The sequence below is a fragment of the Marinobacterium aestuariivivens genome, from assembly GCF_042661465.1.
Lineage (GTDB): Bacteria > Pseudomonadota > Gammaproteobacteria > Pseudomonadales > Balneatricaceae > Marinobacterium_A > Marinobacterium_A aestuariivivens.
This window is the reverse complement of sequence record NZ_JBHSWE010000001.1, coordinates 4651629-4673832: the sequence shown is the minus strand read 5'-3', so window position 1 is coordinate 4673832 and position 22204 is coordinate 4651629. Positions and strand designations below refer to the sequence as shown.

The 22204-nt window shown below is 64.1% G+C and carries 23 protein-coding genes and 1 pseudogene; 15 read left to right on the top strand and 9 right to left on the bottom strand.

What is annotated here, in order from left to right; all coding sequences use genetic code 11:
- The first annotated feature begins 2 nt into the window (after positions 1 to 2).
- The 8 genes from ACFQDL_RS24500 (at position 3) to ACFQDL_RS24470 (ending at position 6451) form a co-directional block, all read left to right on the top strand.
- Complete coding sequence (locus tag ACFQDL_RS24500) at positions 3 to 1673, top strand: PAS-domain containing protein (RefSeq protein WP_379911295.1); 1671 nt, start codon at positions 3 to 5, stop codon at positions 1671 to 1673.
- A gap of 336 nt (positions 1674 to 2009) precedes the next feature.
- Positions 2010 to 2207, top strand: a complete 198-nt coding sequence (locus ACFQDL_RS24495) for a substrate-binding domain-containing protein (RefSeq protein ID WP_379913315.1) — start codon at positions 2010 to 2012, stop codon at positions 2205 to 2207.
- On the top strand, positions 2204 to 2809 hold the full coding sequence (locus ACFQDL_RS24490; protein ID WP_379913313.1) for a substrate-binding domain-containing protein: 606 nt from the start codon (positions 2204 to 2206) through the stop codon (positions 2807 to 2809). Before ACFQDL_RS24495 ends, ACFQDL_RS24490 begins: the two co-directional genes overlap by 4 nt.
- Before the next feature lie 145 nt (positions 2810 to 2954).
- A complete protein-coding gene (locus ACFQDL_RS24485; RefSeq protein WP_379911294.1) occupies positions 2955 to 4028 on the top strand; it encodes an ABC transporter permease in 1074 nt (357 codons plus the stop codon).
- Positions 4029 to 4041: 13 nt separating this feature from the next.
- Positions 4042 to 4632, top strand: a complete 591-nt coding sequence (locus ACFQDL_RS24480) for an ATP-binding cassette domain-containing protein (protein WP_465263991.1) — start codon at positions 4042 to 4044, stop codon at positions 4630 to 4632.
- Positions 4613 to 4837 carry a hypothetical protein gene (locus ACFQDL_RS33055; protein ID WP_465263990.1) on the top strand — a complete coding sequence of 75 codons (225 nt, stop codon included), beginning with the start codon at positions 4613 to 4615 and terminating at the stop codon, positions 4835 to 4837. Before ACFQDL_RS24480 ends, ACFQDL_RS33055 begins: the two co-directional genes overlap by 20 nt.
- A gap of 145 nt (positions 4838 to 4982) precedes the next feature.
- Positions 4983 to 5411 carry a VOC family protein gene (locus ACFQDL_RS24475; RefSeq protein ID WP_379911293.1) on the top strand — a complete coding sequence of 143 codons (429 nt, stop codon included), beginning with the start codon at positions 4983 to 4985 and terminating at the stop codon, positions 5409 to 5411.
- A 92-nt stretch (positions 5412 to 5503) separates the two neighbouring features.
- Complete coding sequence (locus tag ACFQDL_RS24470) at positions 5504 to 6451, top strand: ABC transporter substrate-binding protein (RefSeq protein WP_379911292.1); 948 nt, start codon at positions 5504 to 5506, stop codon at positions 6449 to 6451.
- A 37-nt stretch (positions 6452 to 6488) separates the two neighbouring features.
- Here ACFQDL_RS24470 and ACFQDL_RS24465 read toward each other — a convergent pair whose 3' ends face one another.
- The 5 genes from ACFQDL_RS24465 to peaA all read right to left on the bottom strand — a co-directional run bounded on the left by ACFQDL_RS24465 (position 6489) and on the right by peaA (position 13102).
- Complete coding sequence (locus ACFQDL_RS24465; RefSeq protein ID WP_379911291.1) at positions 6489 to 7424, bottom strand: sigma-54-dependent Fis family transcriptional regulator; 936 nt, start codon at positions 7422 to 7424, stop codon at positions 6489 to 6491.
- Positions 7361 to 8392 (bottom strand): sigma-54-dependent Fis family transcriptional regulator, encoded by a 1032-nt coding sequence (locus ACFQDL_RS24460; RefSeq protein WP_379911290.1) that lies wholly within the window; start codon positions 8390 to 8392, stop codon positions 7361 to 7363. Before ACFQDL_RS24460 ends, ACFQDL_RS24465 begins: the two co-directional genes overlap by 64 nt.
- Before the next feature lie 117 nt (positions 8393 to 8509).
- On the bottom strand, positions 8510 to 9643 hold the full coding sequence (gene peaD, locus ACFQDL_RS24455) for a quinohemoprotein amine dehydrogenase subunit beta (protein ID WP_379911289.1): 1134 nt from the start codon (positions 9641 to 9643) through the stop codon (positions 8510 to 8512).
- Positions 9644 to 9666: 23 nt separating this feature from the next.
- Positions 9667 to 11451, bottom strand: a complete 1785-nt coding sequence (gene peaB / locus ACFQDL_RS33050; RefSeq protein ID WP_465263989.1) for a quinohemoprotein amine dehydrogenase maturation protein — start codon at positions 11449 to 11451, stop codon at positions 9667 to 9669.
- 58 nt (positions 11452 to 11509) lie between these two features.
- Positions 11510 to 13102 carry a quinohemoprotein amine dehydrogenase subunit alpha gene (gene peaA, locus ACFQDL_RS24435; protein ID WP_379911288.1) on the bottom strand — a complete coding sequence of 531 codons (1593 nt, stop codon included), beginning with the start codon at positions 13100 to 13102 and terminating at the stop codon, positions 11510 to 11512.
- Positions 13103 to 13529: 427 nt separating this feature from the next.
- Here peaA and ACFQDL_RS24430 point away from each other — a divergent pair.
- The 7 genes and pseudogenes from ACFQDL_RS24430 to ehuA all read left to right on the top strand — a co-directional run bounded on the left by ACFQDL_RS24430 (position 13530) and on the right by ehuA (position 18811).
- Positions 13530 to 15019, top strand: a pseudogene (locus tag ACFQDL_RS24430) (aldehyde dehydrogenase family protein).
- Positions 15020 to 15192: 173 nt separating this feature from the next.
- A complete protein-coding gene (locus ACFQDL_RS24425) occupies positions 15193 to 15540 on the top strand; it encodes a hypothetical protein (protein ID WP_379911287.1) in 348 nt (115 codons plus the stop codon).
- Between the two features lie 228 nt (positions 15541 to 15768).
- Complete coding sequence (gene ehuB / locus ACFQDL_RS24420; RefSeq protein WP_379911286.1) at positions 15769 to 16602, top strand: ectoine/hydroxyectoine ABC transporter substrate-binding protein EhuB; 834 nt, start codon at positions 15769 to 15771, stop codon at positions 16600 to 16602.
- Between the two features lie 106 nt (positions 16603 to 16708).
- The gene (locus tag ACFQDL_RS24415) at positions 16709 to 17128 is read left to right on the top strand and encodes an amino acid ABC transporter permease (RefSeq protein WP_379911285.1); all 420 of its coding nucleotides are present in this window, start codon (positions 16709 to 16711) and stop codon (positions 17126 to 17128) included.
- Positions 17125 to 17367 carry a hypothetical protein gene (locus tag ACFQDL_RS24410; protein ID WP_379911284.1) on the top strand — a complete coding sequence of 81 codons (243 nt, stop codon included), beginning with the start codon at positions 17125 to 17127 and terminating at the stop codon, positions 17365 to 17367. Before ACFQDL_RS24415 ends, ACFQDL_RS24410 begins: the two co-directional genes overlap by 4 nt.
- The gene (gene ehuD, locus ACFQDL_RS24405) at positions 17364 to 18041 is read left to right on the top strand and encodes an ectoine/hydroxyectoine ABC transporter permease subunit EhuD (protein WP_379911283.1); all 678 of its coding nucleotides are present in this window, start codon (positions 17364 to 17366) and stop codon (positions 18039 to 18041) included. Before ACFQDL_RS24410 ends, ehuD begins: the two co-directional genes overlap by 4 nt.
- Positions 18038 to 18811, top strand: a complete 774-nt coding sequence (ehuA, locus tag ACFQDL_RS24400; protein ID WP_379911282.1) for an ectoine/hydroxyectoine ABC transporter ATP-binding protein EhuA — start codon at positions 18038 to 18040, stop codon at positions 18809 to 18811. Before ehuD ends, ehuA begins: the two co-directional genes overlap by 4 nt.
- Before the next feature lie 147 nt (positions 18812 to 18958).
- On the opposite strand, the gene ACFQDL_RS24395 is transcribed toward ehuA, so the two are convergent.
- The 4 genes from ACFQDL_RS24395 to ACFQDL_RS24380 all read right to left on the bottom strand — a co-directional run bounded on the left by ACFQDL_RS24395 (position 18959) and on the right by ACFQDL_RS24380 (position 22204).
- A complete protein-coding gene (locus ACFQDL_RS24395; RefSeq protein ID WP_379913307.1) occupies positions 18959 to 19324 on the bottom strand; it encodes a cytochrome b/b6 domain-containing protein in 366 nt (121 codons plus the stop codon).
- Positions 19325 to 19414: 90 nt separating this feature from the next.
- Positions 19415 to 20800, bottom strand: coding sequence for an ATP-binding protein (locus ACFQDL_RS24390; RefSeq protein WP_379911281.1), 1386 nt, complete (start codon positions 20798 to 20800; stop codon positions 19415 to 19417).
- Complete coding sequence (locus tag ACFQDL_RS24385) at positions 20800 to 21456, bottom strand: response regulator (protein WP_379911280.1); 657 nt, start codon at positions 21454 to 21456, stop codon at positions 20800 to 20802. Before ACFQDL_RS24385 ends, ACFQDL_RS24390 begins: the two co-directional genes overlap by 1 nt.
- Positions 21457 to 21544: 88 nt before the next feature.
- The gene (locus tag ACFQDL_RS24380) at positions 21545 to 22204 is read right to left on the bottom strand and encodes an alpha/beta hydrolase family protein (RefSeq protein ID WP_379911279.1); all 660 of its coding nucleotides are present in this window, start codon (positions 22202 to 22204) and stop codon (positions 21545 to 21547) included.

Below are 22204 nucleotides of genomic sequence, written 5' to 3'. Positions count from 1 at the left end.
ACATGACGCGCAACCTCAAGGCGGTCACCCGGCTGATGACCCGTCTTGCGTCCGGTGTCACCGAACAGGCCACACCGGCGGTGCAGCGGCGCGACGAGATCGGCAGCCTGGCCCGGGCTTTTAACGTCTTCCGCGAGAACAGCCAGCAGTTGCAGACCACGACCGAAAACCTGCAAAAGCAACAGCGACTGCTGCAGACGGTGTTCGACAACATCAACGACGGCCTCAGCGTCTTCGATCGCGACCAGCGGCTGATCGCCTGGAATCCCCGCTACCTGAGCATCTTCGACCTGCCGCCGAGCCGGTTAAGGGCCGGTCTTCCACTGGACAGGGTGCAGACCCTGATGGCCGATGTCCCCCACAGCAACCGGACCCTCGACAACCGCCCGCTCGACATGGCCGAGACCAACCTGCAGCGCCCGGCGCAGCCGATCCGCTTCGAACGCTACTATCAGGATGGCCGGGTCATCGAGTTTCGCAGCCAGCCGATGCCGGACGGCGGCTTCGTGACCCTGTACAGCGACCTCACCGACCGCAAGGCGATCGAATCCCAGTTGCGCCAGGCGCAGAAGATGGAGGTCCTGGGCCAGCTCACGGGCGGCATCGCCCACGACTTCAACAACCTGCTGGCGGCGGCGATCGGCAACCTGCAGCTGCTGGAGCAACAGCCGGGCCTGAGCGACAAGGCCGGGCGTTACACCCATCGGGCGCTGGCGGCCGCCGAAAGGGGCGCCGGCCTGGTGCAGCGGCTGCTGGCGTTCTCGCGCAAGCAGCAGTTGCACCCCGAGCCGCAGCAACTGAATGCGCTGGTCGAGGGCATGCTGGACCTGATCGAATACAGTGTCGGCCCGCAGATTGCCATCGGAACCCGGCTCGAGGCGCAGAGCGACCAGGTCTATATCGATCCGGGCCAGCTCGAGAACGCCCTGCTCAACCTGGCCCTCAACAGCAGTGCGGCGATGCCGGACGGCGGACGCCTCGGTTTCGAGTCCCGCAACGAGCCCGACGAAGAGGGCCGGCTTCGGGTTGTGATCGAAGTGAACGATACCGGCAGCGGCATCCCCGAGGAACTCCTCGAGCGGGTGTTCGACCCCTTCTTCACCACCAAGGAGGTCGGCCAGGGCAGCGGCCTGGGACTGAGCATGGTGTACGGCTTCGTCAAGCAGTCCGGCGGCGATATCGCCATCGACAGCCAGCCGGGCCAGGGCACCCGCGTCAGCATCAGCCTTCCTCATTACGACGGCCCGCAACCGGACGCGCGACGGCCCGAACCGGGCAGCCGGCTCATCCTGGGACAGGGCGAGCCGGTACTGGTGGTTGAGGACGACCCGCTGGTGCTCGAGGCCATCGAGGAGATGCTGGCCGAGCTGGGTTACGAGCCCCTGAGCTGCCGCAATGCCGAAGAGGCCCTGGCATTGCTGGAGACGGGCGAGCAGCCGGAGCTGGTCCTCAGCGACATCAACCTCGGCACCGGCCAGACCGGCATCCAGCTCAAGCAGCAACTGCAGCAGCGCTGGCCCGCCCTGCCCTGCCTGCTGGCCTCGGGCCTGCCCCGGGACCAGCTGCGCGAGCGCTTCAGCCTGCCCGACGACAGCCCCTTCATCGCCAAGCCCTATCGCCTGGCGACCCTCGCCCAGGCCATCGCCGCCGCGCTCGAAAAGCGTGACGCGTAACGCGCCACCCTTCTGTTTCAATTGTTAACGGCGCCCATGACCACCGAAATTCTCCGTTAATCCTTCGGCCCTTAAATGAGCCTACTGACACTTCGCAGTACAACAAAAACAACGGAGACAACAAGATGAAAAAGCAACTGAGCGCCCTGGCACTGGCCTTCGCTGTCGCCTCCCCCTGGCTCTGGCGGATGAAAAGCCGATCGTCGGCCTGATCACCAAGACCAACACCAACCCCTTCTTCGTCAAGATGAAAGAGGGCGCGGCGATGAAAGCCGAGGCCAATGGCGTCGAGCTGCGGACCTTCGCCGGCAAGTTCGACGGCGACAACGAATCCCGGTGCAGGCGGTCGAAAACCTGATTGCCGCCGGCGCCAAGGGCATCCTGATCACCCCCAACGATTCCGCCGCCATCGTACCGGCCATCGAGCGGGCCCGCGAAGCCGGCCTGCTGGTCATCGCCCTGGACACCCCCTCTCCCCGGCCACCGCGGCCGATGCCACCTTCGCCACCGACAACTTCAAGGCCGGCGAGCTGATCGGCCAGTGGGCCAAAGCCCAGCTCGGCGAAAAAGCCGCTACCGCCAGGATTGCGATGCTGGATCTCAACAGTAGCGAGATCAGCGTCGATGTTGCCCGTGACCAGGGCTTTCTCAAGGGCTTTGGCATCGATCTGAACGATCCCAACGACATCGGCGACGAAACCGATCCGCGCATCGTCGGCAACGACGTCACCGCCGGTTCCGAAGAGGGCGGTCGCCGGGCGATGGAAAACCTGCTGCAGAAAGACCCCGGCATCAATGTCGTCTACACCATCAACGAACCGGCCGCGGCCGGCGCCTACGAGGCTCTGAAGGCACTCGGCAAGACCGATGCACTCATCGTCTCGGTCGATGGCGGCTGCCCGGGTGTCGATAACGTACGCGGCGGCGTCATCGGCGCCACCTCGATGCAGTTCCCGCTGCGCATGGCCTCGATGGGTGTCGACGCGGTTCTCGAGTACGCCCGGACCGGTACCAGGCCGCAGGCCACCGAGGGCCTGGACTTCGTCAACACCGGTGTCGAGCTGATCACCGACCAGCCGGTCGAATCGATCGAGTCCAAGTCCTCCGAGGAAGGCATGGGCCTCTGCTGGGGTTAAGACCAGGGACGGGCGGCACGCCGCCCTGTCTGTATGCCACCTTCTACAGCAAGAGGGCAGGAGCAATTTTCGGCTAAATTGCTCCAGCGCGCCGGCCGGGGCTCAGCCCCCCGGCGTCCAAGAATAACAACTGCAGGTTTCCATTATGAGCACTACTCCGACTGCCAACACACAGGTGGCCGACCACGAGAAGGTCGCCGATGCCGCATCCGGCGATTTCGCGTCCTTCGATGCCCGGGCTTCCCTGGGCGAGAAAATCCACCAGTTCTTCCACCAGTATCCGGTCGCCGCGCCGACCATCGTGCTGCTGGCGGCCATTGCCCTGTTCAGCGTCCTGATCGGAGAGCGCTTCCTGCATCCGTTCAACCTCTCGCTGGTCGTGCAGCAGGTCACCATCATCGGCATTCTCGGGATCGCCCAGACCCTGATCATCCTCACCGCCGGTATCGACCTCTCGGTCGGCGCCGTGATGGTGCTGACCTCCGTCATCATGGGCCGTATGGCGATCGAGGTCGGATTGCCCCCGAGCCTGGCCCTCGGTGTGGGCCTCGCGGCCGGCGCCTTTACCGGCTGGATCAACGGCATGCTGGTGACGCGCTTCAGGCTGCCGCCCTTTATCGTCACCCTCGGCACCTGGAACATCTTCTTCGCCCTGAACCTCTGGTATTCGCGCAGCGAAACCATCCGCTCCCAGGATATCGACGCCAGCGCGCCGCTGCTGCACTGGACCGGCACCGCCTTCGACTTCTTCGGCGCGCGCCTGACCTATGGCTCGCTGCTGATGCTGGGACTCTTCGTGCTGATCTGGTACGCCCTGAAGTGGACCGCCTGGGGCAAGCACGTCTATGCCACCGGCGACGATCCCGCCGCGGCCCGCCTGGCCGGTATCCGCGTCGAACGTGTGCTGCTGTCGGTCTACGTCGTCGCCGGCGTGCTCTGCGCCGTCGCCGCCTGGGCCCTGATCGGCCGCATCGGCTCCGTCAGCCCGCAGGCCGGCATGATGGCCAACCTCGACAGCATCACCGCGGTGGTGATCGGCGGCACCAGCCTGTTCGGCGGCCGCGGCTCTATCTTCGGCACCCTGGTGGGGGCTCTGGTGGTCGGCATCTTCCGCAATGGCCTGGCGCTGTACGGTGTCGATGTATTGTGGCAGGAGTTCACCGTCGGCCTGCTGATTATCGTCGCCGTCGGCGTCGACCAGTGGATCCGCAAGGCATAAGGGGAGAATCGTCATGACCGCAGAAAAGAAAATCGTCCTCGAAGCCCGTAACCTGGTAAAGCGTTACGGCCATGTGACCGCCATCGACCATGCCGACTTCAACCTCTACGCCGGCGAAGTGCTGGCGGTGATCGGCGACAACGGCGCCGGCAAGTCGTCACTGATCAAGGCCCTGTCCGGCGCCGTGGTGCCCGACAGCGGCGAAATCCTGCTCGACGGCAAGCCGGTGCATTTCAAGACGCCGATGGACGCCCGCGCCCAGGGCATCGAGACCGTCTACCAGAATCTGGCGGTCTCGCCGTCGCTGGATATCGCCGACAACATGTTCCTGGGCCGTGAGCGCCGCCGTCCCGGCTTCCTCGGCAAATGGCTGCGCATGCTCGACAAGAAGGGCATGCACGACGACGCCAAGGCGAAACTGTCGGAACTGGGTCTGTTGACGATCCAGAACATTGGCCAGGCCGTGGAGACCCTCTCCGGCGGCCAGCGCCGGGGTCGCCGTCGCACGGGCCGCCGCGTTCGCCCGCCATGTGGTGATCATGGACGAGCCGACCGCCGCCCTCGGTGTCAAGGAATCGCGCCGCGTGCTGAACCTGATCCGTGACGTGCGCGACCGGGGCCTGCCGGTGATCCTGATCAGCCACAACATGCCCCACGTGTTCGAGGTCGCCGACCGCATCCATATACACCGGCTCGGCAAGCGCGTCGCGGTGGTCAAGCCCGATACCCATACGATGTCCGATGCCGTCGCCATCATGACCGGCGCGCTGGACCCGAACGACCACCCAGCCGGCGCCTTCGCGGCCTGACAGGCCCTGCTGTTGTGGGAACCCGGGGTGTGGGAGCTCGCTCCGCGAGCAAGTCATTTTCCTGGCCTGGTGCCGGTCAATTCGCCCGGAGACCGGGCTCCCACAACAAGGTTCCAATATTCATCCACAACCAAGGAATTACCCCATGACCCCGCTGCTCGACCAGAACTTCGATGGACTGCAACACCTCGGCGTCCCCGTCGTGGACCTCGAAGCCTCCAAAGCCTTCTATGCCCGGCTCGGCTTTCGCCCGGTGATGGAAAAAACCTTCGACGATGGCGACGGTCAGGTCACAGCGGTGATGGTCAAGCGTGCGGCCATGGTGATCGAACTCTACCGGCTGCCCGGTGAGCGCCATGCCGAAGTCACCCGCCGGCAGCACGGTCATATCGACCATGTCGCCTTTTCGGTGCGCGATATCGACAGCGCCTTCGAGGAGCTGTGCAGCGCCGGCTTCGAAATCAATCAGGACGCGCCGATCGAACTGCCGTTCTGGGACCATGGCTGTCGCTACTTTTCTATCCGGGGTCCCAGTGGCGAAACCCTGGAGTTCAACCAGATACTGGAGGGCTGAAGCGCCCCGATTGCCAGTTTCCACGGACAGCCGCTACCCTTAGCAGGATTCCGCGGCGCACAGCCGCCTCCCTGACCGGAAACCGTACAGGCATGCTGATCCAAAGATTCCTGCTCTCTCTGACGTTGCTGCTGGCCGTTACGCTACCGGCACAGGGCCAGTCCGATACCGGGCTTCGGGCCATCGGCGTCTCGATATCGGACCTGGGCAACCCCTACTTCGTCGAGATCGCACGCGGCGCCGAGCGCCGGGCACGGCAACTGAGCGGCCCGGGCGTGCAGGTGAAAGTCGTCTCCAGCGCCTACGATCTCGACCGCCAGATCCGCCAGATCGACGAATTCATCGCTGCCGGCGTACAGCTGATTCTGCTCTCGGCGGCCGATACCGAGGGCGTCGCCCCCGCGGTGAAGCGGGCTCGCGAGGCCGGCATCAAGGTTATCGCCGTCGACGTCGAAGCCGCCGGCGCCAATGCCACCATCACCACCAACAACCTTGCCGCCGGCACCCTCGCCTGCCACTACCTGGCCGATCGAATCGGTCAGCGCGGCAAAGTGGTGATCATCAACGGGCCGCCGGTCTCGTCGGTGCTGGAGCGCGTCGAGGGCTGCCACGGAGCCCTTCGGGAATACCCGGATATCGAGGTGCTTTCCGACAGCGAAAACGGTGGTGGCGCGCGTGAAGGCGGGCTGGAAAAGATGACCGCGCTGATGACCGCCCATCCCGATATCCAGGGCGTCTTCACCATCAACGACCCCTCCGCACTCGGCGCCGAACAGGCCGCTCGCCAGGCCGGACGGGACAATTTCGTCATCGTCAGCGTCGACGGTTCCCCCGCCGCCCTCGAGCGCCTGCGCGCACCGGACAGCCTGCTGCAGGCCACCGCGGCCCAGTTCCCGGGCCGTATCGCCGAACGCGCCGTCGAAACCGGTGCCCGCCTGCTGCAGGGCGAAGCGGTCGAGCCTCGGCGCATCCTCATCGCTCCCGAGCTGATCACGCGGGACAACGTGACGGATTACGCCGGCTGGCGCGAAGGGAACTGACGCCTCCCCATACCTGCATGATGCGCTTCGCAGCATCCTACGGTGTATCCAGCTGCTTCAGCTTGCGATAGAGGGTCGCCCGACTGATGCCGAGCGCAGAGGCCGCGGCCGAGACATTGCCCTGATGACGTTCGAGCGTGTCCCGGATTTGTGCCAGTTCCGCCTCGCGCAGGCTGCCCGCCGCGGCACTGGCCGGCGCCAGCAGCTCGTCGAGAAAATCGTCGGTCAGGTGATCGGTGGTAATCGCGGGCTCTTCGGGTTCCAGCAGCGCCACGGCGGTTTTCAACACCATCTGCAGCTGGCGGATGTTGCCCGGCCAGCCATAGCCGGCGAAGAGTTTTTCGGTCTCGTTGTCCAGCGCCACGCCCGCGGCGCCCAGCGAATCGAGCAACTGCCGCGTCAGCGCCCTGATGTCCGAACGCTCGCGCAATGCCGGCAGCCGCACACCGGCGCCGTTGAGGCGGTAGTAGAGATCCTCACGGAAATGCCCGTCACGCACCTGCTGTCCGAGGTCGCGGTGAGTGGCGCAGATCAGCGCGATATCCAGCGCGACCTCGTCACCGCCGCCGAGCGGCGCCACATGGCGCTCCTGCAGTACCCGCAGCAAACGCGCCTGCAGCGCGACCGGCATGTCGCCGATCTCGTCGAGGAACAGGGTGCCGCCGTTCGCCTGCTGGAAACGCCCGACCATCCCGCCCTTGCGGGAGCCGGTGAAGGCGCCCTCCCGATAACCGAACAGCTCGGATTCGATCAGCCCTTCCGGAATCGCCGCGCAGTTCACCGCCACGAACGGCTTGCCTGCCCGCTCGCCGGCATCGTGCAGCGCCCGCGCCACCACTTCCTTGCCGGTACCGGTCTCGCCCCGCAGCAGCACCGGCACGTCGGCGGCCAGCGCCCTGGCACCGATCTTCAGCGCCCGGGCAAGCCGGGCGTCGTCGCCGGCCAGATTCGCCAGATCCGGACGCGCCGGCACCGCCGGCCGTGCAGCGGCCGGCCGTCGCAATCCCGGCCGTGCCCGGGAAACTGCAGCAGTTCGAAGAACAGCTCGCCGGCACGGGTTTGAAGCGCGCCGACGCCATCCCGCGACTGCCGTGACAGCAGCGTTTCGAGCGGCTCTCCCAGCACCTCTTCCGCCGACCGTCCCGCCAGTCCCGGGCGGGGACGGCCCAGCAGTTGGCAGGCCCGGTCGTTGAGCGCCAGCACCCGGCCATCGAGACCCAGCGCCAGCAGCCCGTGCCAGACGGAGCCGAGATACTGCCGGCGACTATGAATCGCCAGCACCACCTGATCCGGGAAAGCACCTGCGAACAGCCGGTTTTCGATGCCCTGGGCCGCCAGCTGAACGATGCCGAGGCTGTCCTGGGGCTGCACCAGTTGCCCTTCCCGGGTCATGTCCAGCACCGCGACCACCTCGCCGTCGGTACTGCGGATCGGTGCCGAGATGCAGGAGAAATGGGTGACCGGATCGAGGAAGTGTTCGCTGCAGTTGACCAGGGTCGGCCGGGCATCGACGATGGCGGTGCCCAGTGCATTGGTACCGCGCACCTGCTCGCTCCAGCAGGCACCGGGTATCAAGCCGTAACGGGCGCGTACCGAAGGATCGCGACAGCCCTCGGTAGCGAGGATGGTGGCATCGGCGTTGGCCAGCACCACCAGCCCGGAGTCGCCGACCTGACAGCTCAGCTGTTCCATTTCCGGCGCCGCCAGCTGAATCAGGTTCTGGTGCCGTTCGACCAGCTCGTCCAGTTGCTGCACCTGGGTATCGGCATCGAGGGGATCGCGCAGGCTCAGCCCCGCCCCGAGGCTGCGGCGCCAGGACGCTTCGATTTCGTCCCGCAGCAGGCCCTTGGGCACTTCGCCATGCTCGAGCAGGCGGTTGCGCGCCATCCGGATGCTCTGCTGCGGGTCGCCGATAAGGGCCGTATGAAGTGTCGGTTGCATCGAAAAACCCCGTTGTTGTTATTGTCGGCTGCGATTGAGCCAATCTAGCACAGGGTCGGAAACGGCTGAAGCCGCTTCGGGTGACGGCACCCGGCCGCCACCCGGTTCGCCGGCGCCTCAGCGCACGAAGATCTGGGCCGTGGAGATCGCCATATCGCCGCCCGGCAGCTCGACAGCGCCGAGTTTTTCGAGCGAATCGGCATCGTAGATGGCGATGTCGTTGAAGGTGCCCGCCAGGTAGATCTTGCTGGCGTCCCGGTTGATCGCGATGCAGTAGTAGGAGTGGTCCAGCTCCGCGGCCTGAAGCAACGTCTGCTTCTCGATGTCGTACTTGGTCAGACGGTTCAGCACGCCATACATCAGGTTGGGATTCTTCGGCGAGCGGGTCCCGGTAAAGTAGACTTCGGTGATCGGGCCGAAATCCCGGGTCTCGGTTTCGCCGCTCTCGAGATCGACATTCATGTAGCCCCAGAGCCAGTCGGCGGTCTCCGGGTTCTGCGTCTCGTCCCGGAAGCGCGCCGTGGTGTAGAGCACCGTGAAATCGCGGGTGGCAGTCTGTATCGGCCAGACGCTGAGGACATCGGGCGGAGTATAGTTGGGCCGCTGCCAGTTGCGACTCGGGACCGCCACTTCGACGGCGCCGCTTTCGACATCCATCTTGTAGATATCGGGACCGGCCAGGTAGAGACTGCCATCCGCGCCGGTCTGCATCACCGTGATCTGGCGTGGCGCCTCGAAGGTGCGCACAGGTTTGGCGTCGAGGCCGGCAGCGGTGTCGTAGACCGCCAGTCTCGGCGCCTGAACCCGGTAGTGGTCGCGATGGATCAGCGTCGGGTTCTGCACCGCGTAGAGCTCGTCCCCGTCGGGGCTGACGGCGAAGGAGAACATCGACTTGGCGCGCTCGTTCGGCGCCTGCGACATCGCGGCATGGAATACCAGCTCGCAGCTGTCGAGATCGACACCGTAGATGTCCTCGTAGTGATTGTTGAGGATATAGGCGGTGTGCCCGTCCGGCGCCATCTGGATCGTTCCGGGGCCGAATGCCCGGGGTAGCGGGCAGCTCTTGTAGAGGCTGTCGCCGGCCAGCTCCAGCACATGGAGGTTGTTGGGATAGTTGGCGACGACCATATACTCGTGCCCCCGCTTCAGGGCAGGGCCTTCGGCCTGGGCGGCCACGCCGAATCCGGGCCCCGTGGCCAGCGCCGCCGCGACGCCCAGCCGGGCCAGGATACGCATCGAAAGTTGCTTCATTGTCTTCTCGCTCTGTCCGGTGATTACTTGTCTTTCGGGAACACGGTGCCGAGGTTGCGCCAGTCCTCTTTGGAGTTCATGGCGTCCTTGTTCCAGTCCGGATAGGTGTTCATCATGTCCGGCACCTGGGCCGGCCACCAGCAGGGATCGGCGCAACCGTAGAGATCCGATTCCATCGGCTGGCACAGCGAGGTGACCGAGCCGAAGGCATCGATCTCCCAGCCCGGGTCCGTGGTGGCGGTACAGCCGGCCAGCGAACTCATCGCCACGACCTCCTCCACCGTATCGTCCTGCACGGCACCCTCGAGCAGGCGCGCCTTGTTGTTGATCGCTTTGAGATGTTTCATTGTTGTTCTCCGTTTTCGTCTCGCCGCCGCGCTCAGCGCGCCTGGCGCGGCGCGATGTAGTCGTCGATAAAGGCGGGATTCGCCGTCATGATCCGGCTGTAGACCTCGATACCGAAATCGACCCAGTCGCGCATCAGATCGCAGTAGTGGTAGGTCGGATGCGTCGGGTCGCCGTAACGGGCATAGCTTTCGTGATAGCAGCCGCCGGAGCAGAGATTGCGGATGCGGCAGTCCGCACAGCCGGTATCGGTCCGGTCCAGACGCCGGGACAGGAAGTCCCCGAGCTGCGCGTGCTGCACGCCGCTGCCGACATCGCCGAAGTTCGGGAGATCGGAGCCTGTGAAGCGGTGGCACAGGTTGAGCCCCCTCGTGGTCCACCGCCAGCATCTTCAGGCCGGCGCCACAGGGCAGCGCCTTCTTGTGGCCTTCGTGCAGGTCGGTGATCAGCTGATGCAGGTTGGAGAAGCCGATATTGCGATGCTGCAGTGCCGCCGCCAGATAGCGGCGGCCGAGCCGCTTCATCGCCGCGAACACCTCCACCAGCTCCTCCGCGCTCAGGTTGAAGCTGCCGATATCGCCGGAGGTCACCGGCGCGAAGCCAACCTCGGCAAAGCCGAGCTCATTGAACAGGTGATCCCAGATCCCCTCGACATCGGTAACACCCCGGGTCAGGGTGACGCGGGCGCCGACCGGACGGGAGTCGTAGCGCGCCAGCAGGCGCTCGGCCTTGCGCCGGACCACCTCGTAGGTGCCCTGTCCCCCGACGGTGATGCGGTTCCTGTCGTGAATCGCCCTGGGGCCGTCCATGCTCACCGACAGGCCGAATCGATGGGCATTGAGCCAGTCGATGATATCGTCGTTGAGCAGGGTCGCATTGGTGGTCATGACGAACTCGACCTTCCTGCCGAGTTCGGCGAAGCGCGCCTCGCAATAGTCGACCACCTGTTCGATCAGGCGCCGGTTGCTGAGCGGCTCGCCGCCGAAAAAAACGATGCTGTAACGCTTTTCGTCCGGGGATTCGCGCAGCAGCATCTCGACCGAATCGCGGGCGGTTTCGAAGGACATCCGCTTGCCGGCCGAAGGGGTGTCGAGATCTTCCTTGTAGCAGTAGGTACAGCTGAGATTGCAGCCGGTGTTGACGTTCAGGACCAGGGTCGTAAGCGGAAACCGGTCGACCCGCCGGGTGCCGATTTCGTCCGTCAACGGGGAGCCGTCACTGACCAGCTCCAGTGCCTTCAGCTCCCGCAGGCTTTCACTGACGTCCTCGGGACGGTAATTCCGCGCCAGGCCGCCGATCAGATCGCCGGCCGGCCGAGCCCCGTCCCGCAACCGGTCGATGATCGCGCCGCTGAGCGGGTCGAGGGCGAACAGCGAACTGCTCGGGATATGAAACAGCAGACGATCGCCGTCGACCTCGACCAGGTGCAGATTGCGTTCAACAAGATTCAACTGGGCGCCCATGGGTGCTTCCTCGTCTTGTGGTTATTGTTTTGGCGCTGTCGTTCGCTTCGACACGGGGTCAGGGGATCGGCGGATTGTTCCAGCGCTGTACCGTGACGATCATCTGGCCGCTGCCGCTCAGGCTGCGGTCGCCATCCCGGACCTCGGCCACCACCTTCAGGTTGCCGGCGTTGTTGGTCCCCATGCGCCTTTCTGGATTGGGACCTGCGGCACCGGGCGTGAACCTGCCGGTGCCGGCATCGATGCTGCCGGCGAACCGGGTGTCCTGGTCCTCGGCGGCACGCGCGTCGAACGGCTCCACATGCCAGCTCGCCGGCACGATGCCGATGCGATAGTCATCCTCCGTACCGGCCTTGCCGTCGGCACCGGCCGCCCAGGCCTCGGCATCGAACAGGCCGAAGACCTTCGGCGTCGAACTGCCGTTGCCGCCGATGCGGGAAACGCTGTATTCCGGCACCACCCTGAGGCTGGCGATGCGGTCGTAGACGCTGAGCGAAACACCTTCCGTTTCGCCGACACGCACCGGGCGGATGCCGGCGGCGTCGCGACCGGCCCGTGCTCGCAGACGGATGCGATCGTCACTGCGCGACAGCACCTGCAGCACTTCGACGCCCTCACCCAGATCGATATCACCTTCGAGGCCGGCGCCGATCAGGGTCAGTTCGGCCGTCTCGCCGGCCCGAAGATAACCGGGCTGGAGCGCCAGCAGCGCCGATTCGCCAGCGGCGAGCACGGCGCCTTCGATATCGAAGCCAACTTCGTCATGCTCGACCTCGAACATGCGCCCGGCGAGGCGGTTTCCATCGATGGCGAATACCTGGCGCATTTCGATGCCGTCGATCTCGAGGTTGCCGCGCCACTCGAAGCCGGTGTAGAGGATCGCCTCCCCCTCACCCCTTAGCGGTTCACCGTTGGTATAGCAGCCCTCGAAGCTGAGGCTGAAGCGGTCCTGGCCTTTGGCCGCCACCGTCATGACACCGCTCATTTCACCTCGCCCCGGCATCCGGCCGGCGAGACGCCACTGGCCGTTGAGGTCCGGTTTCACCGCCGCCTGCCACTGCGCCCAGGCGTCGGATTCGAGCGGGTAGGTTTCGGCCAGCTCGGGGACCATCTCGCTCAACGCCAGTCCCAGCCAGTCACGATCCCGCGCCAGCGCCTGGTATTCGGTCGAGGGCCACTGGCCCAGGTGGAAGTGCACCAGGTGCTCCCACTCGCTCGCCGGACGACGCTGCAGCGCCACCCGGGCACCGGAATGGCAGCGGGCGCAGGTTTCGGAGAACGCCTGGGAATCGAAGGCCTCCAGGGTGTTGAGACGCCGTTCCAGGGCATAGCGTGCACCGGCCGTTTCCGCCGGTGACAGACCCTGGCGGTCCGCCAGGTATTTCACCAGGGTACGGCGATCCGCGTCACTGATCTCGAGGCCGTGCATGACCTGCATGCGGGCGATGGTCATCAGCCAGCCCTCCGGTGTCTTGCGCTGCTGGCTGATGCGGCTGTATTGACCGTCATCCTGCGAGGCATGGCAGGCCGCGCAGGTCCGCGCCATGATCTGCCCGGGATCCCCGGCCGCCTGGACCGCAGGTGCGGCGACGGCCATCGCGGCCGTCAACAACGCGGGCCGAAAGGGACTGGATACTTTTATTCTTTTCAAGGTCCTACCTCCTTAACTGGATCAGGCGATGAAGGTGCGGCATCTCGCCTGCGCCGCACGGCTGCCCTGAACCCGTCTCTGCACGCCATGTGCCATTTTAAAAATTTTCTTAAATTTCAATTAGATGCATTAAAACCACCCTACAGACAACCCGCCTGGGCCCGAAGGCGTCTGTTTCATAGCGCGACAGCTGTCGAAAACTGAGACAACCCTGCAAGACAGAGTCCGCCGGCATCGGGCGGGCGCACTGAGTCAGATTCAGACAGAGGTCTCAGAATGCAACAGCCCAACTGGCGGTCGCGCCCGCCGCAAACCCAAAACCGAACAGATAACCTAATAATAAACAAACACTTACATTCAAAAATGCGGATTGGCACAGGGTTTGTAACGGTTCAGTCGACACCATCAGAACAAGAGGTTACCGAGGATGAACGACTTTACCCTGAGGCCCGACACCGCCGCCTTTATCGCCAGACAGCATCAGCTTCTGATCGGCAACCAGCGCCTTGATGCGACGGGGCAGAAAACGCTCAAGGTGTTCAATCCGGCCACGGGCGAGCGATTGACCTCCGTCCCCGCCGCCGACAAGGCCGATATCGACCGGGCCCTGATCTGCGCCCGCCGTACCTTCGAGGACTCCGCCTGGAGCCGGATGAAACCGGTGGACCGCGAGCGGCTGCTGTGGCGCTTCAGCGACCTGGTGGAGCAGCATGCCGACATGCTGGCCGAACTCGAATGTGTCGACAACGGCAAGAGCGTCGGCATCGCCCGCGCCGTCGACATCCAGCTGGCGATCAATTTCCTGCGTTACATGGCCGGCTGGGCCACCAAGATCGAAGGCAGCAGCGTCGACGTTTCGATGCCGTTCATGCCCGACGGTCGATTTCACGGCTATACCAAACGCGAGCCGGTCGGGGTCGTCGGCGCCATCGTCGCCTGGAACTTCCCGCTGCTGCTGGCCGTCTGGAAACTGGCGCCGGCGCTCGCCACCGGCTGCACCGTAGTGCTCAAGCCCGCGGAAGACACGCCGCTGACAGCCCTGGCGCTGGGCGAACTGGCACTCGAGGCGGGCTACCCGCCCGGGGTGATCAACGTGGTCACGGGACTCGGCCAGGAGGCCGGTGCTGCGCTTGCAAACCATCCCGATGTCGACAAGCTGACCTTTACCGGCTCCACACCGGTCGGCAAACTGATCGGCAAGGCGGCAATGGAAACCATGACCCGGGTGACCCTCGAACTGGGCGGCAAGTCACCGACCATCGTGCTGGATGACGCGGATCTGGCCAGCGCCGCACAGGGCGCCGCCAATGCGATTTTCTTCAACCACGGCCAGGTCTGCTGTGCCGGATCGCGGCTCTATGTGCAGCGCAAGCATTTCGACAGCCTGGTCGCCGATATCAGCACGATCGCCGAAGGCATGCGTCTGGGCAACGGCCTGGATCCCAGTGTTCAGATGGGCCCCTGGTGTCGGCGAAACAGCAGGAACGGGTTTTCGGTTATATCGAGCGGGGACGCCGCGATGGCGCCACCATCGCCACCGGCGGCGAACTGGCGGGTCCGGGATTCTTCGTCAAGCCGACGGTCATTGTCGACGTCGATCAGCACTCGCCGCTGGTGCAGGAGGAGATCTTCGGCCCGGTGCTGGTCGCGATGCCGTTCGACACCCTCGACGACGTGGTACGCATTGCCAACGACAGCCCCTATGGCCTGGGCGCCAGTATCTGGTCGAACAACCTGTCCGCCGTGCATCAACTGATCCCGCGCATCAGGTCCGGCAGCGTCTGGGTCAACTGCCATACGGCGCTCGACCCCGCCCTGCCCTTCGGCGGCTACAAGCAGTCGGGCCTCGGCCGTGAAATGGGGGCCGAGGTGATACACCACTACACCGAGGTCAAATCGGTGCTGATGCAATTCTGAGGCCCGCCGCCCGGACTGCCAGGGTCCGGGCTCCCTCCCGCTTTTCGTCCGGCTATACTTGAGATGAATCCGATCTGCATCTATACCACGTAAAAGCTCTGTCGCCGGCGCAGCTTGCAGAAGCGGCCGGCGCTACTCGATGTCGACAGCACAACAAGCGACGGAGGTGTCAGATGAACACATTCAATATCGAGTCCTGGTGCAAGCCCAAGGGCGCGTCCAAATCGGAGCCCATGGGCCTGATGACCTTCAGCGTCAGCGATGAGGCCCTCCTGAAGCTCGAAGCGGCGGAAGACCAGATGACGCAGGATGACAGGAAGCACGAGATGGATATTCCGGTCGATATCGACAGTCTCGAGCTGAAGCTGCCGCCGGAATGCGACGCCGTGTCCGATACCGCCTTCCATGTCTACCGTCATCCCCACGAAGATCGCAGCCACTTTTTCCTGACCGGCCATCGCGCCAGCGACGGTGCCCTGGTCTATACCAATGCAGTGCTGGTCGACCTGGCCAATGGCTAGAGATAGGGTGCGCCGACCGGCAAGACGGTCCTGTGGGGCCGCCTTGCCGGTCAAGCACACCCAATATAATTTGCACTTCGTAACATTTCGCGTAGCACAAGAATTTGATATTTCAAAGAATGCTTAAAATATCTGCTGTTTAACTCAATAGTTTTGTATTGATTTGCGAAATATATTCGGCTTCCTTAAGATAAAAATCCACGTTGATAATTTACTAAGGAGAGTCGAATGGTCCGTATATTGACCCTGATGTTTTTGGGGCTTTTCAGTGCCTTCAGTCTGGCCGATACGCTGGACGATGCCAAAGCATCCGGCAAACTGACCCTGGCCGTCGCCAACGAGATCCCCTACGGCTACCTCTCATCGGACGGCGAACCCAAGGGCGAGGCACCGGAAATCGCCCTCCATACCCTCAAAGCCCTGGGCATCGACGATGTCGAAGTACTGGTGACCGAATTCGGTTCGCTGATTCCGGGCCTGAAGGCCGGTCGCTTCGATGTCATCGCTGCCGGCATGTACATCAACCCCAAACGCTGCAAGCAGATCCTCTTCTCCAACCCGACCTACACCATCGGCGAAGGCTTTCTGGTCAAGAACGACAATCCCCAGTCGCTGCACAGCTACGAAGACGTCAAGAAAAACGGCGACCTGAAGCTCGGCGTCATGGCCGGCGCGGTCGAGTTCGGCTATGCCAAGGACTACGGTATCGCCCTCGATCAAATCGTGACCCTGCCCGATTACCCCAGCGGTGTCGCGGCACTGAAGGCCGGCCGCATCGATGCACTGGCCGGTACCGTGCTGACCATGGCGGAGCTTGGCAAGAAGGACGATGCGGTGATGCTGGCCCAGCCTTTCGAGGACCTGGTGATCGATGGCAAGAAGGTCAACGGTTACGGTGGTTTCGGCTTCCGCCCGGGCGACGAACGTCTGCGTGATGCCTTCAACGAACACCTCGCCGGCTTCATCGGCAGCGACGAGCATATCGCGCTGGTCGAACCTTACGGTTTCGGACGTCATACCCTACCCGGCGACGTCACCGCCGAGCAGCTCTGCACTCCCTGAGCCAACATGCCCCGCCCGCTGCAACGGGTGCAGCCGGCGGGGCACTGAAGGCGCCAGACCCAAAGAGTGAAAGGTGACGCCAAACGCGTCACCTTCAGGAGACCTGATGTCCGTAAATGAAATTCTGAGCGTGCTGTTCGGCGGCGCCCTCGTCACCCTCCAGATCGTCGTGCTGGCCCTGCCGCTGGCGACCATCATGGCCTTCATATCCGGCCTGATGCGCCTGAGCGAGCACAAGAGCCTGCGCTGGGTCGCCACCGTCTATGTCGAGTTTTTCCGCGGCACCTCTGCGCTGATCCAGCTCTACTGGATCTATTTCGTGCTGCCCTTCTTCGGTATCAGCATCGATGCGATTACCGCCGGTGTCGTGGCACTGGGGCTCAATATCGGCGCCTACGGCTCCGAGGTGGTCCGCGGCGGTCTGCTGTCGGTCGACAAGGGCCAGACAGAGGCGGCCATTGCGCTCAATTTCACGCCCCGCCAGCGCCTCTGGCGCATCATCATGCCCAGGCGCTGGTCGGCATGATGCCGCCCTTCGGCAATCTCGCCATCGAACTGGTCAAGGCCACCTCGCTGGTCAGCCTGATCACCATCGCCGACCTCACCTACCGCGCCAAATCGCTGGCTGACATGACCCTGCAGGTCGAGCAGATATTCGGCCTGGTGCTGGTGTTCTATTTCGTTATGGCCCAGGTACTCACCCTGGGGATCCGGGCGCTTGAAAAGCACCTTGGCAAGGGCATGGATCGTGGAGGCCTGGCATGATCGAGTTCGAATGGGACTGGGCCTTTGCCTGGGAAGTGCTGCCATTGCTGCTGGATGCCTGCGTGGTGACGCTGCAGGCCACGGTGCTCGGCAGCGGGCTTGCCATCGTTATCGGCCTGATACTGGCACTGTTGCGACGCAGCCGCTGGAAAACGGTGAGCTACAGCGCCTACTGGTGGATGGAGTTCGTGCGCAGCACACCGCTGCTGGTGCAGATCTATTTTCTCTACTACGTCGCCCCTGAATGGGGCATCAGCATGTCGCCGATGGTCACCGGCGTACTGGCACTGGGCATGCATTACGGCGCCTATCTGTCGGAAGTCTTCCGCAGCGGCATTGACGGTGTCGACAAGGGCCAGTGGGAGGCCTCGGTGGCGCTGAACCTGTCGCCCTTTCGCACCTACAGCGACATCATTCTGCCCCAGGCACTGCGCCAGATGATACCGGCGACCGGCAACTACATCATCGCGATGTTCAAGGAAACCCCGCAGCTGTCCGCCATCACCCTGCTGGAGATGCTGCAGCTGGCCAAGATCATGGGGTCGGAAAACTTCCGCTATCTCGAGCCCTTCACCCTGGTCGGGCTGATCTACCTGGCTCTGAGCCTCACCGCCAGCTGGGGCATCCGCCACGCCGAACGCCGCTTTCCGAAAGAAGGATTTACCCTCTCATGAGCGACTATGCCGTCGAATTCGACAACGTCACCAAGAAGTTCGGTGACAACGTGCTGTTCGAGCACTTCAACTTCAAGATCGAGAAGAACGAAGTCGTTTCCATCATCGGGCCCAGCGGGTCCGGCAAATCGACCCTGCTGCGCATCCTGATGACCCTCGAAGGCATCGATGCCGGCATGGTACGGGTCCAGGGCGAACCGCTCTGGCACATGCAGAAAAACGGCATCTGGATGCCGGCCGACGAGCGCCACCTGCGCAAGATCAGGGGCCGGCTGGGAATGGTTTTCCAGCACTTCAATCTTTTCCCGCACATGACGGTGCTACGCAACATCACCGAGGCGCCGATCTACGTGCTCGGCCAGTCGAAGGAGGAAGCCCGGCAACAGGGCATGGAGCTGCTGCGCATGGTGGGCCTGGAGGACAAGGCCGGGGCCTATCCAGGCCAGCTCTCGGGCGGCCAGAAGCAGCGTGTCGGCATCGCCCGGGCGCTGGCGATGAAACCCAGCATCCTGCTGCTGGACGAGATCACCTCGGCGCTCGACCCGGAACTGGTCGACGAGGTGCTCGAGGTGATCCGCAAGCTGGCCGCCGAAGACGCCTTCACGATGATCCTGGTGACCCACGAGATGTATTTCGCCCGCGAAATCAGCGATCGCGTCTGTTTCTTCGATGCCGGCCAGATCGTCGAGGAGGGCCCGCCCGAGCAGATCTTCAACCAGCCGACCCACGAGCGCACCCGCGCCTTTCTCAATTCGTTCCTGAATATTTAGAACAGCCTATGGCGGGCCTGTTTCTACGTAGGAGCGACGCCCCGTCGCGAATAGCCACGGCACCGAATGTTCGCCGCGGGGCGCGGCTCCTACAAGGAACCTTTGGCAGGCCCGTTTCCCTCCGTAGGAGCGACGCCCCGTCGCGAATCAGCCGCGGCGCCGGCCGGTGATCATGGTGCGGACCAGGTTCACCGGTCCCAGCCAGCTGAACAGCAGCACGGCGCAAACATGAACGAATACCAGCAACAGGGTCAGGTTGGCGCAAAGTTCGTGCAGTTCCTCGACCCAGTCCTCGCCCCAGAATGCATCCAGCCCGTGCATCCAGCCGCTGATTCCGGTCAGCACCACGCCGGTCATTAGCGCCAGAATCATCAGGCCACCCACGGGATTGTGGCCGTCATGTTCTTCGATACGACCCTGACGCAAAAGCTTCAGGTGATGTCGAACCCGATGAGGTGTCGGGAAGAAATCGCCAAAGCGCGCGTTGCGAGGACCGACAAAGCCCCAGAAAATCCGCAGCGCCAGTATGCCCAGGCAGTAGTGACAACCATTGTCAGCCCTGTAAAGGCGGGCCCATGATCGGACCTGCAGCTTAAGGGAGTCTTATGCATCCGACGCTGCGGGCAAGTGAATACGCACCGTCAGACCGCCCCCGGGCGTTTCATCCAGCGACAGCCGCCCCTGATGCAGCTCGACGATCAGCGAGACGATAGACAGCCCCAGTCCGGCGCCGTCACCGCTGCACTTGCGCTCGCGATAGAAGCGATCGAGGACCTTCTGCCGCGCATCCGCCTCGAGACCCGGACCATGATCGACCATCTCGACCGTCACCTGACCCTCGTGCGAGTGCAGGCGCAGCTGCAGCCGGTCGCCCTCGCGGGTATAGCGGATGGCGTTTTCGAGCAGATTGCGCAGCATGATCCCCAGCAGCGTTTCGTCACCCGGCACTTCGAGCGCCTCGTCGCCCTCGAATTCGATTTGCAGATTCCGTTCCAGCGCCCGCGGGTAAAGTTCGGCGATCAGATCGCAGCACAGCGGCTCCAGCACCACCGGTCTGCAGGGCAGCCGTCCGCGCTGGGGTTCGATGCGCGCCAGCATCAGCAGCTGGGCTACCACGCGCTCCATGCGATCGATGCCGCGCAACAGGTCCCCTGTCTGGGTCTCGGGCAGGCGCAGTTTCTCGAGGTGGATACGCAGGGCGGCGAGGGGTGTACGCAGCTCGTGGGCGGCGTCCGCCGTGAAGCGACGCTCCCGCTCCAGGGTCTCGCCCACCCGGACAAAAAGGTCGTTGAGCGACGCCACCACCGGCTGCAGCTCGGACGGCAGGTTCCGGCCGGGCAGCGGCTGCAGGTCGTCGCTGCGGCGCTGTTCGAGGTCGTGCCGGATCGTCACCAGCGGCCTCAGGCCGCGCCCGATACTGATGCTGAGCATCAGCAGCAGCAACGGCAGCACCACCAGTAAAGGGATGATGACCTTGTCGGCGACCTGTTCGGTCAGTTCGTCACGCACACCCATGCGGTGGCCGGACCTGATCCAGAGACCGTGCGCGGAATCGCGCAGCGTATAGATCCGCCACCGGCTGTCGCCCTCGCCGACGGTCTCGAAGCCGGGCCTGAAGGGTCTGCGCAACGGGAACTCCGGCGGCGTGCTCAGCAACAGCTCCCCGTCCAGCAGCCCCGCCTGGAAACCGACCTGGTATTCGTAGGGGTGCCCGGGATCGTCCGGGTCTCCGCTGTCGTAGCGGTCTTCGTCCGGCGCCCCTTCGAGGCGCGCCAGGCTGACGGAGCGCTGCAGTGCATTCAGGGTCTGCCGCTGCTGGTGATCGACGACCAGCCCACGCAGTACCTTGGCACTCTGTACCAGGGAGGCGTCGAACACCTCTTCGACCTCGTGACTGGTGTGCCGGTACGTCCATGCCACTGTCACCGCCGTGCTGATGCCCAGCAACAGCACCAGCATCAGCATCAGGAAACCGCGAATGGACCGCATCAGCTGCGGTCCATCATATAGCCGACGCCGCGTACGGTGCGGATCATCTCGCGGCCGATCTTCTTGCGCAGATTATGGATGTGCACTTCGAGGGCATTGCTCTCCAGGTCCTCGTCCAGCCCGTAGAGCTGTTCCTCGAGCTTGCGCCGGGTCATCACCTGACCGCGGGCATCGAGCAGCCGGATCAGCAGCTCGTACTCGCGCCGGCTGAGCTGCAGCTCCCGGCCCTCGAGACTGACCTGGCGCTGACGGGTGTCGACGGCAAGGTCCCGGTACAGCAGCCGTTCGTCCGAGCGCCCTCTGGCGCGGCGGTACAGGGCCCTCAGACGGGCCTCCAGCTCATCGAGCGAGAACGGTTTGAGCAGATAATCGTCGGCCCCGGCATCGAGCCCCGCGATGCGATCCTCGAGGGCATCGCGGGCGGTCAGTATCAGGATCGGCACCTCGACCTGGCGTTTTCGCGCCGAGCGCAGTACTTCAAGTCCATCCAGCCCCGGCAGATTGAGGTCGAGGATCACCAGATCCGGCGTCATGTCGAGCAGTGCGGCCAACCCCTGCCGGCCATCCTGGAACCATTCCACCCGGTAATCCGGCCCCAGCGCCTCGCAGATGCCACGCCCCAGGAGTTCGTCGTCCTCGATCAGCAACAGATCCATCGTTTAGCCCACTGTCAAAAAATGCCGCAACGTAGCGGCCTGAAATTAAGACAATCTTAAGGCCGAAGAGGACGATGCAAAAGCACGTTCAGAGACAACGCCGGTAGAAGGCCAGCTCCAGCTCGAGCACCCGGACCTGATTGGCGGCGCGACGAAAGCCGTGTCCCTCGTCCGCAAACAGGTGCAACTCGGTGACGATACCCCGCGTGCGCAGCGCCTCGGCCATGCGTTCGGTCTGATCCGGCAGCACCACCTTGTCCTGCGCCCCCTGAAAGAAAATCACCGGTGCCTCGACGGCCTCGGCACGCCGCAGCGGCGAGCGGTCGCGGTAGCGCGCACTGTCCCGCACGGGATCGCCGATCAGCCAGTCGAGGTAGCGGGATTCGAACTTGTGGGTGACCTGGCCCAGCGTCAGCGGATCGCTGACGCCATAGAGGCTGGCGCCGGCGCGCAGCCCGTCGAGGCTGGCCAGGGCGTTGAGAGTGGTGTAGCCGCCGGCGCTGTTGCCACGAATGAAAACCCGATCGGCGTCGATCAGGCCCCGTTCGGTCAGTCCCGCGATGGCCGCGGCGACATCCTCGACATCGGTCGAGCCCCAGCAGCCCGCGAGCCGGTGCCGGTATGCCCGGCCGTAGCCGGCACTGCCGCGGTAATTGAGATCGAGCACCGCAAAGCCATGGCCGGTCCAGTACTGCAGCGCAGGCCGGTAGACCGGATAGCTGGTCGCCGTGGGGCCGCCATGGGTCAT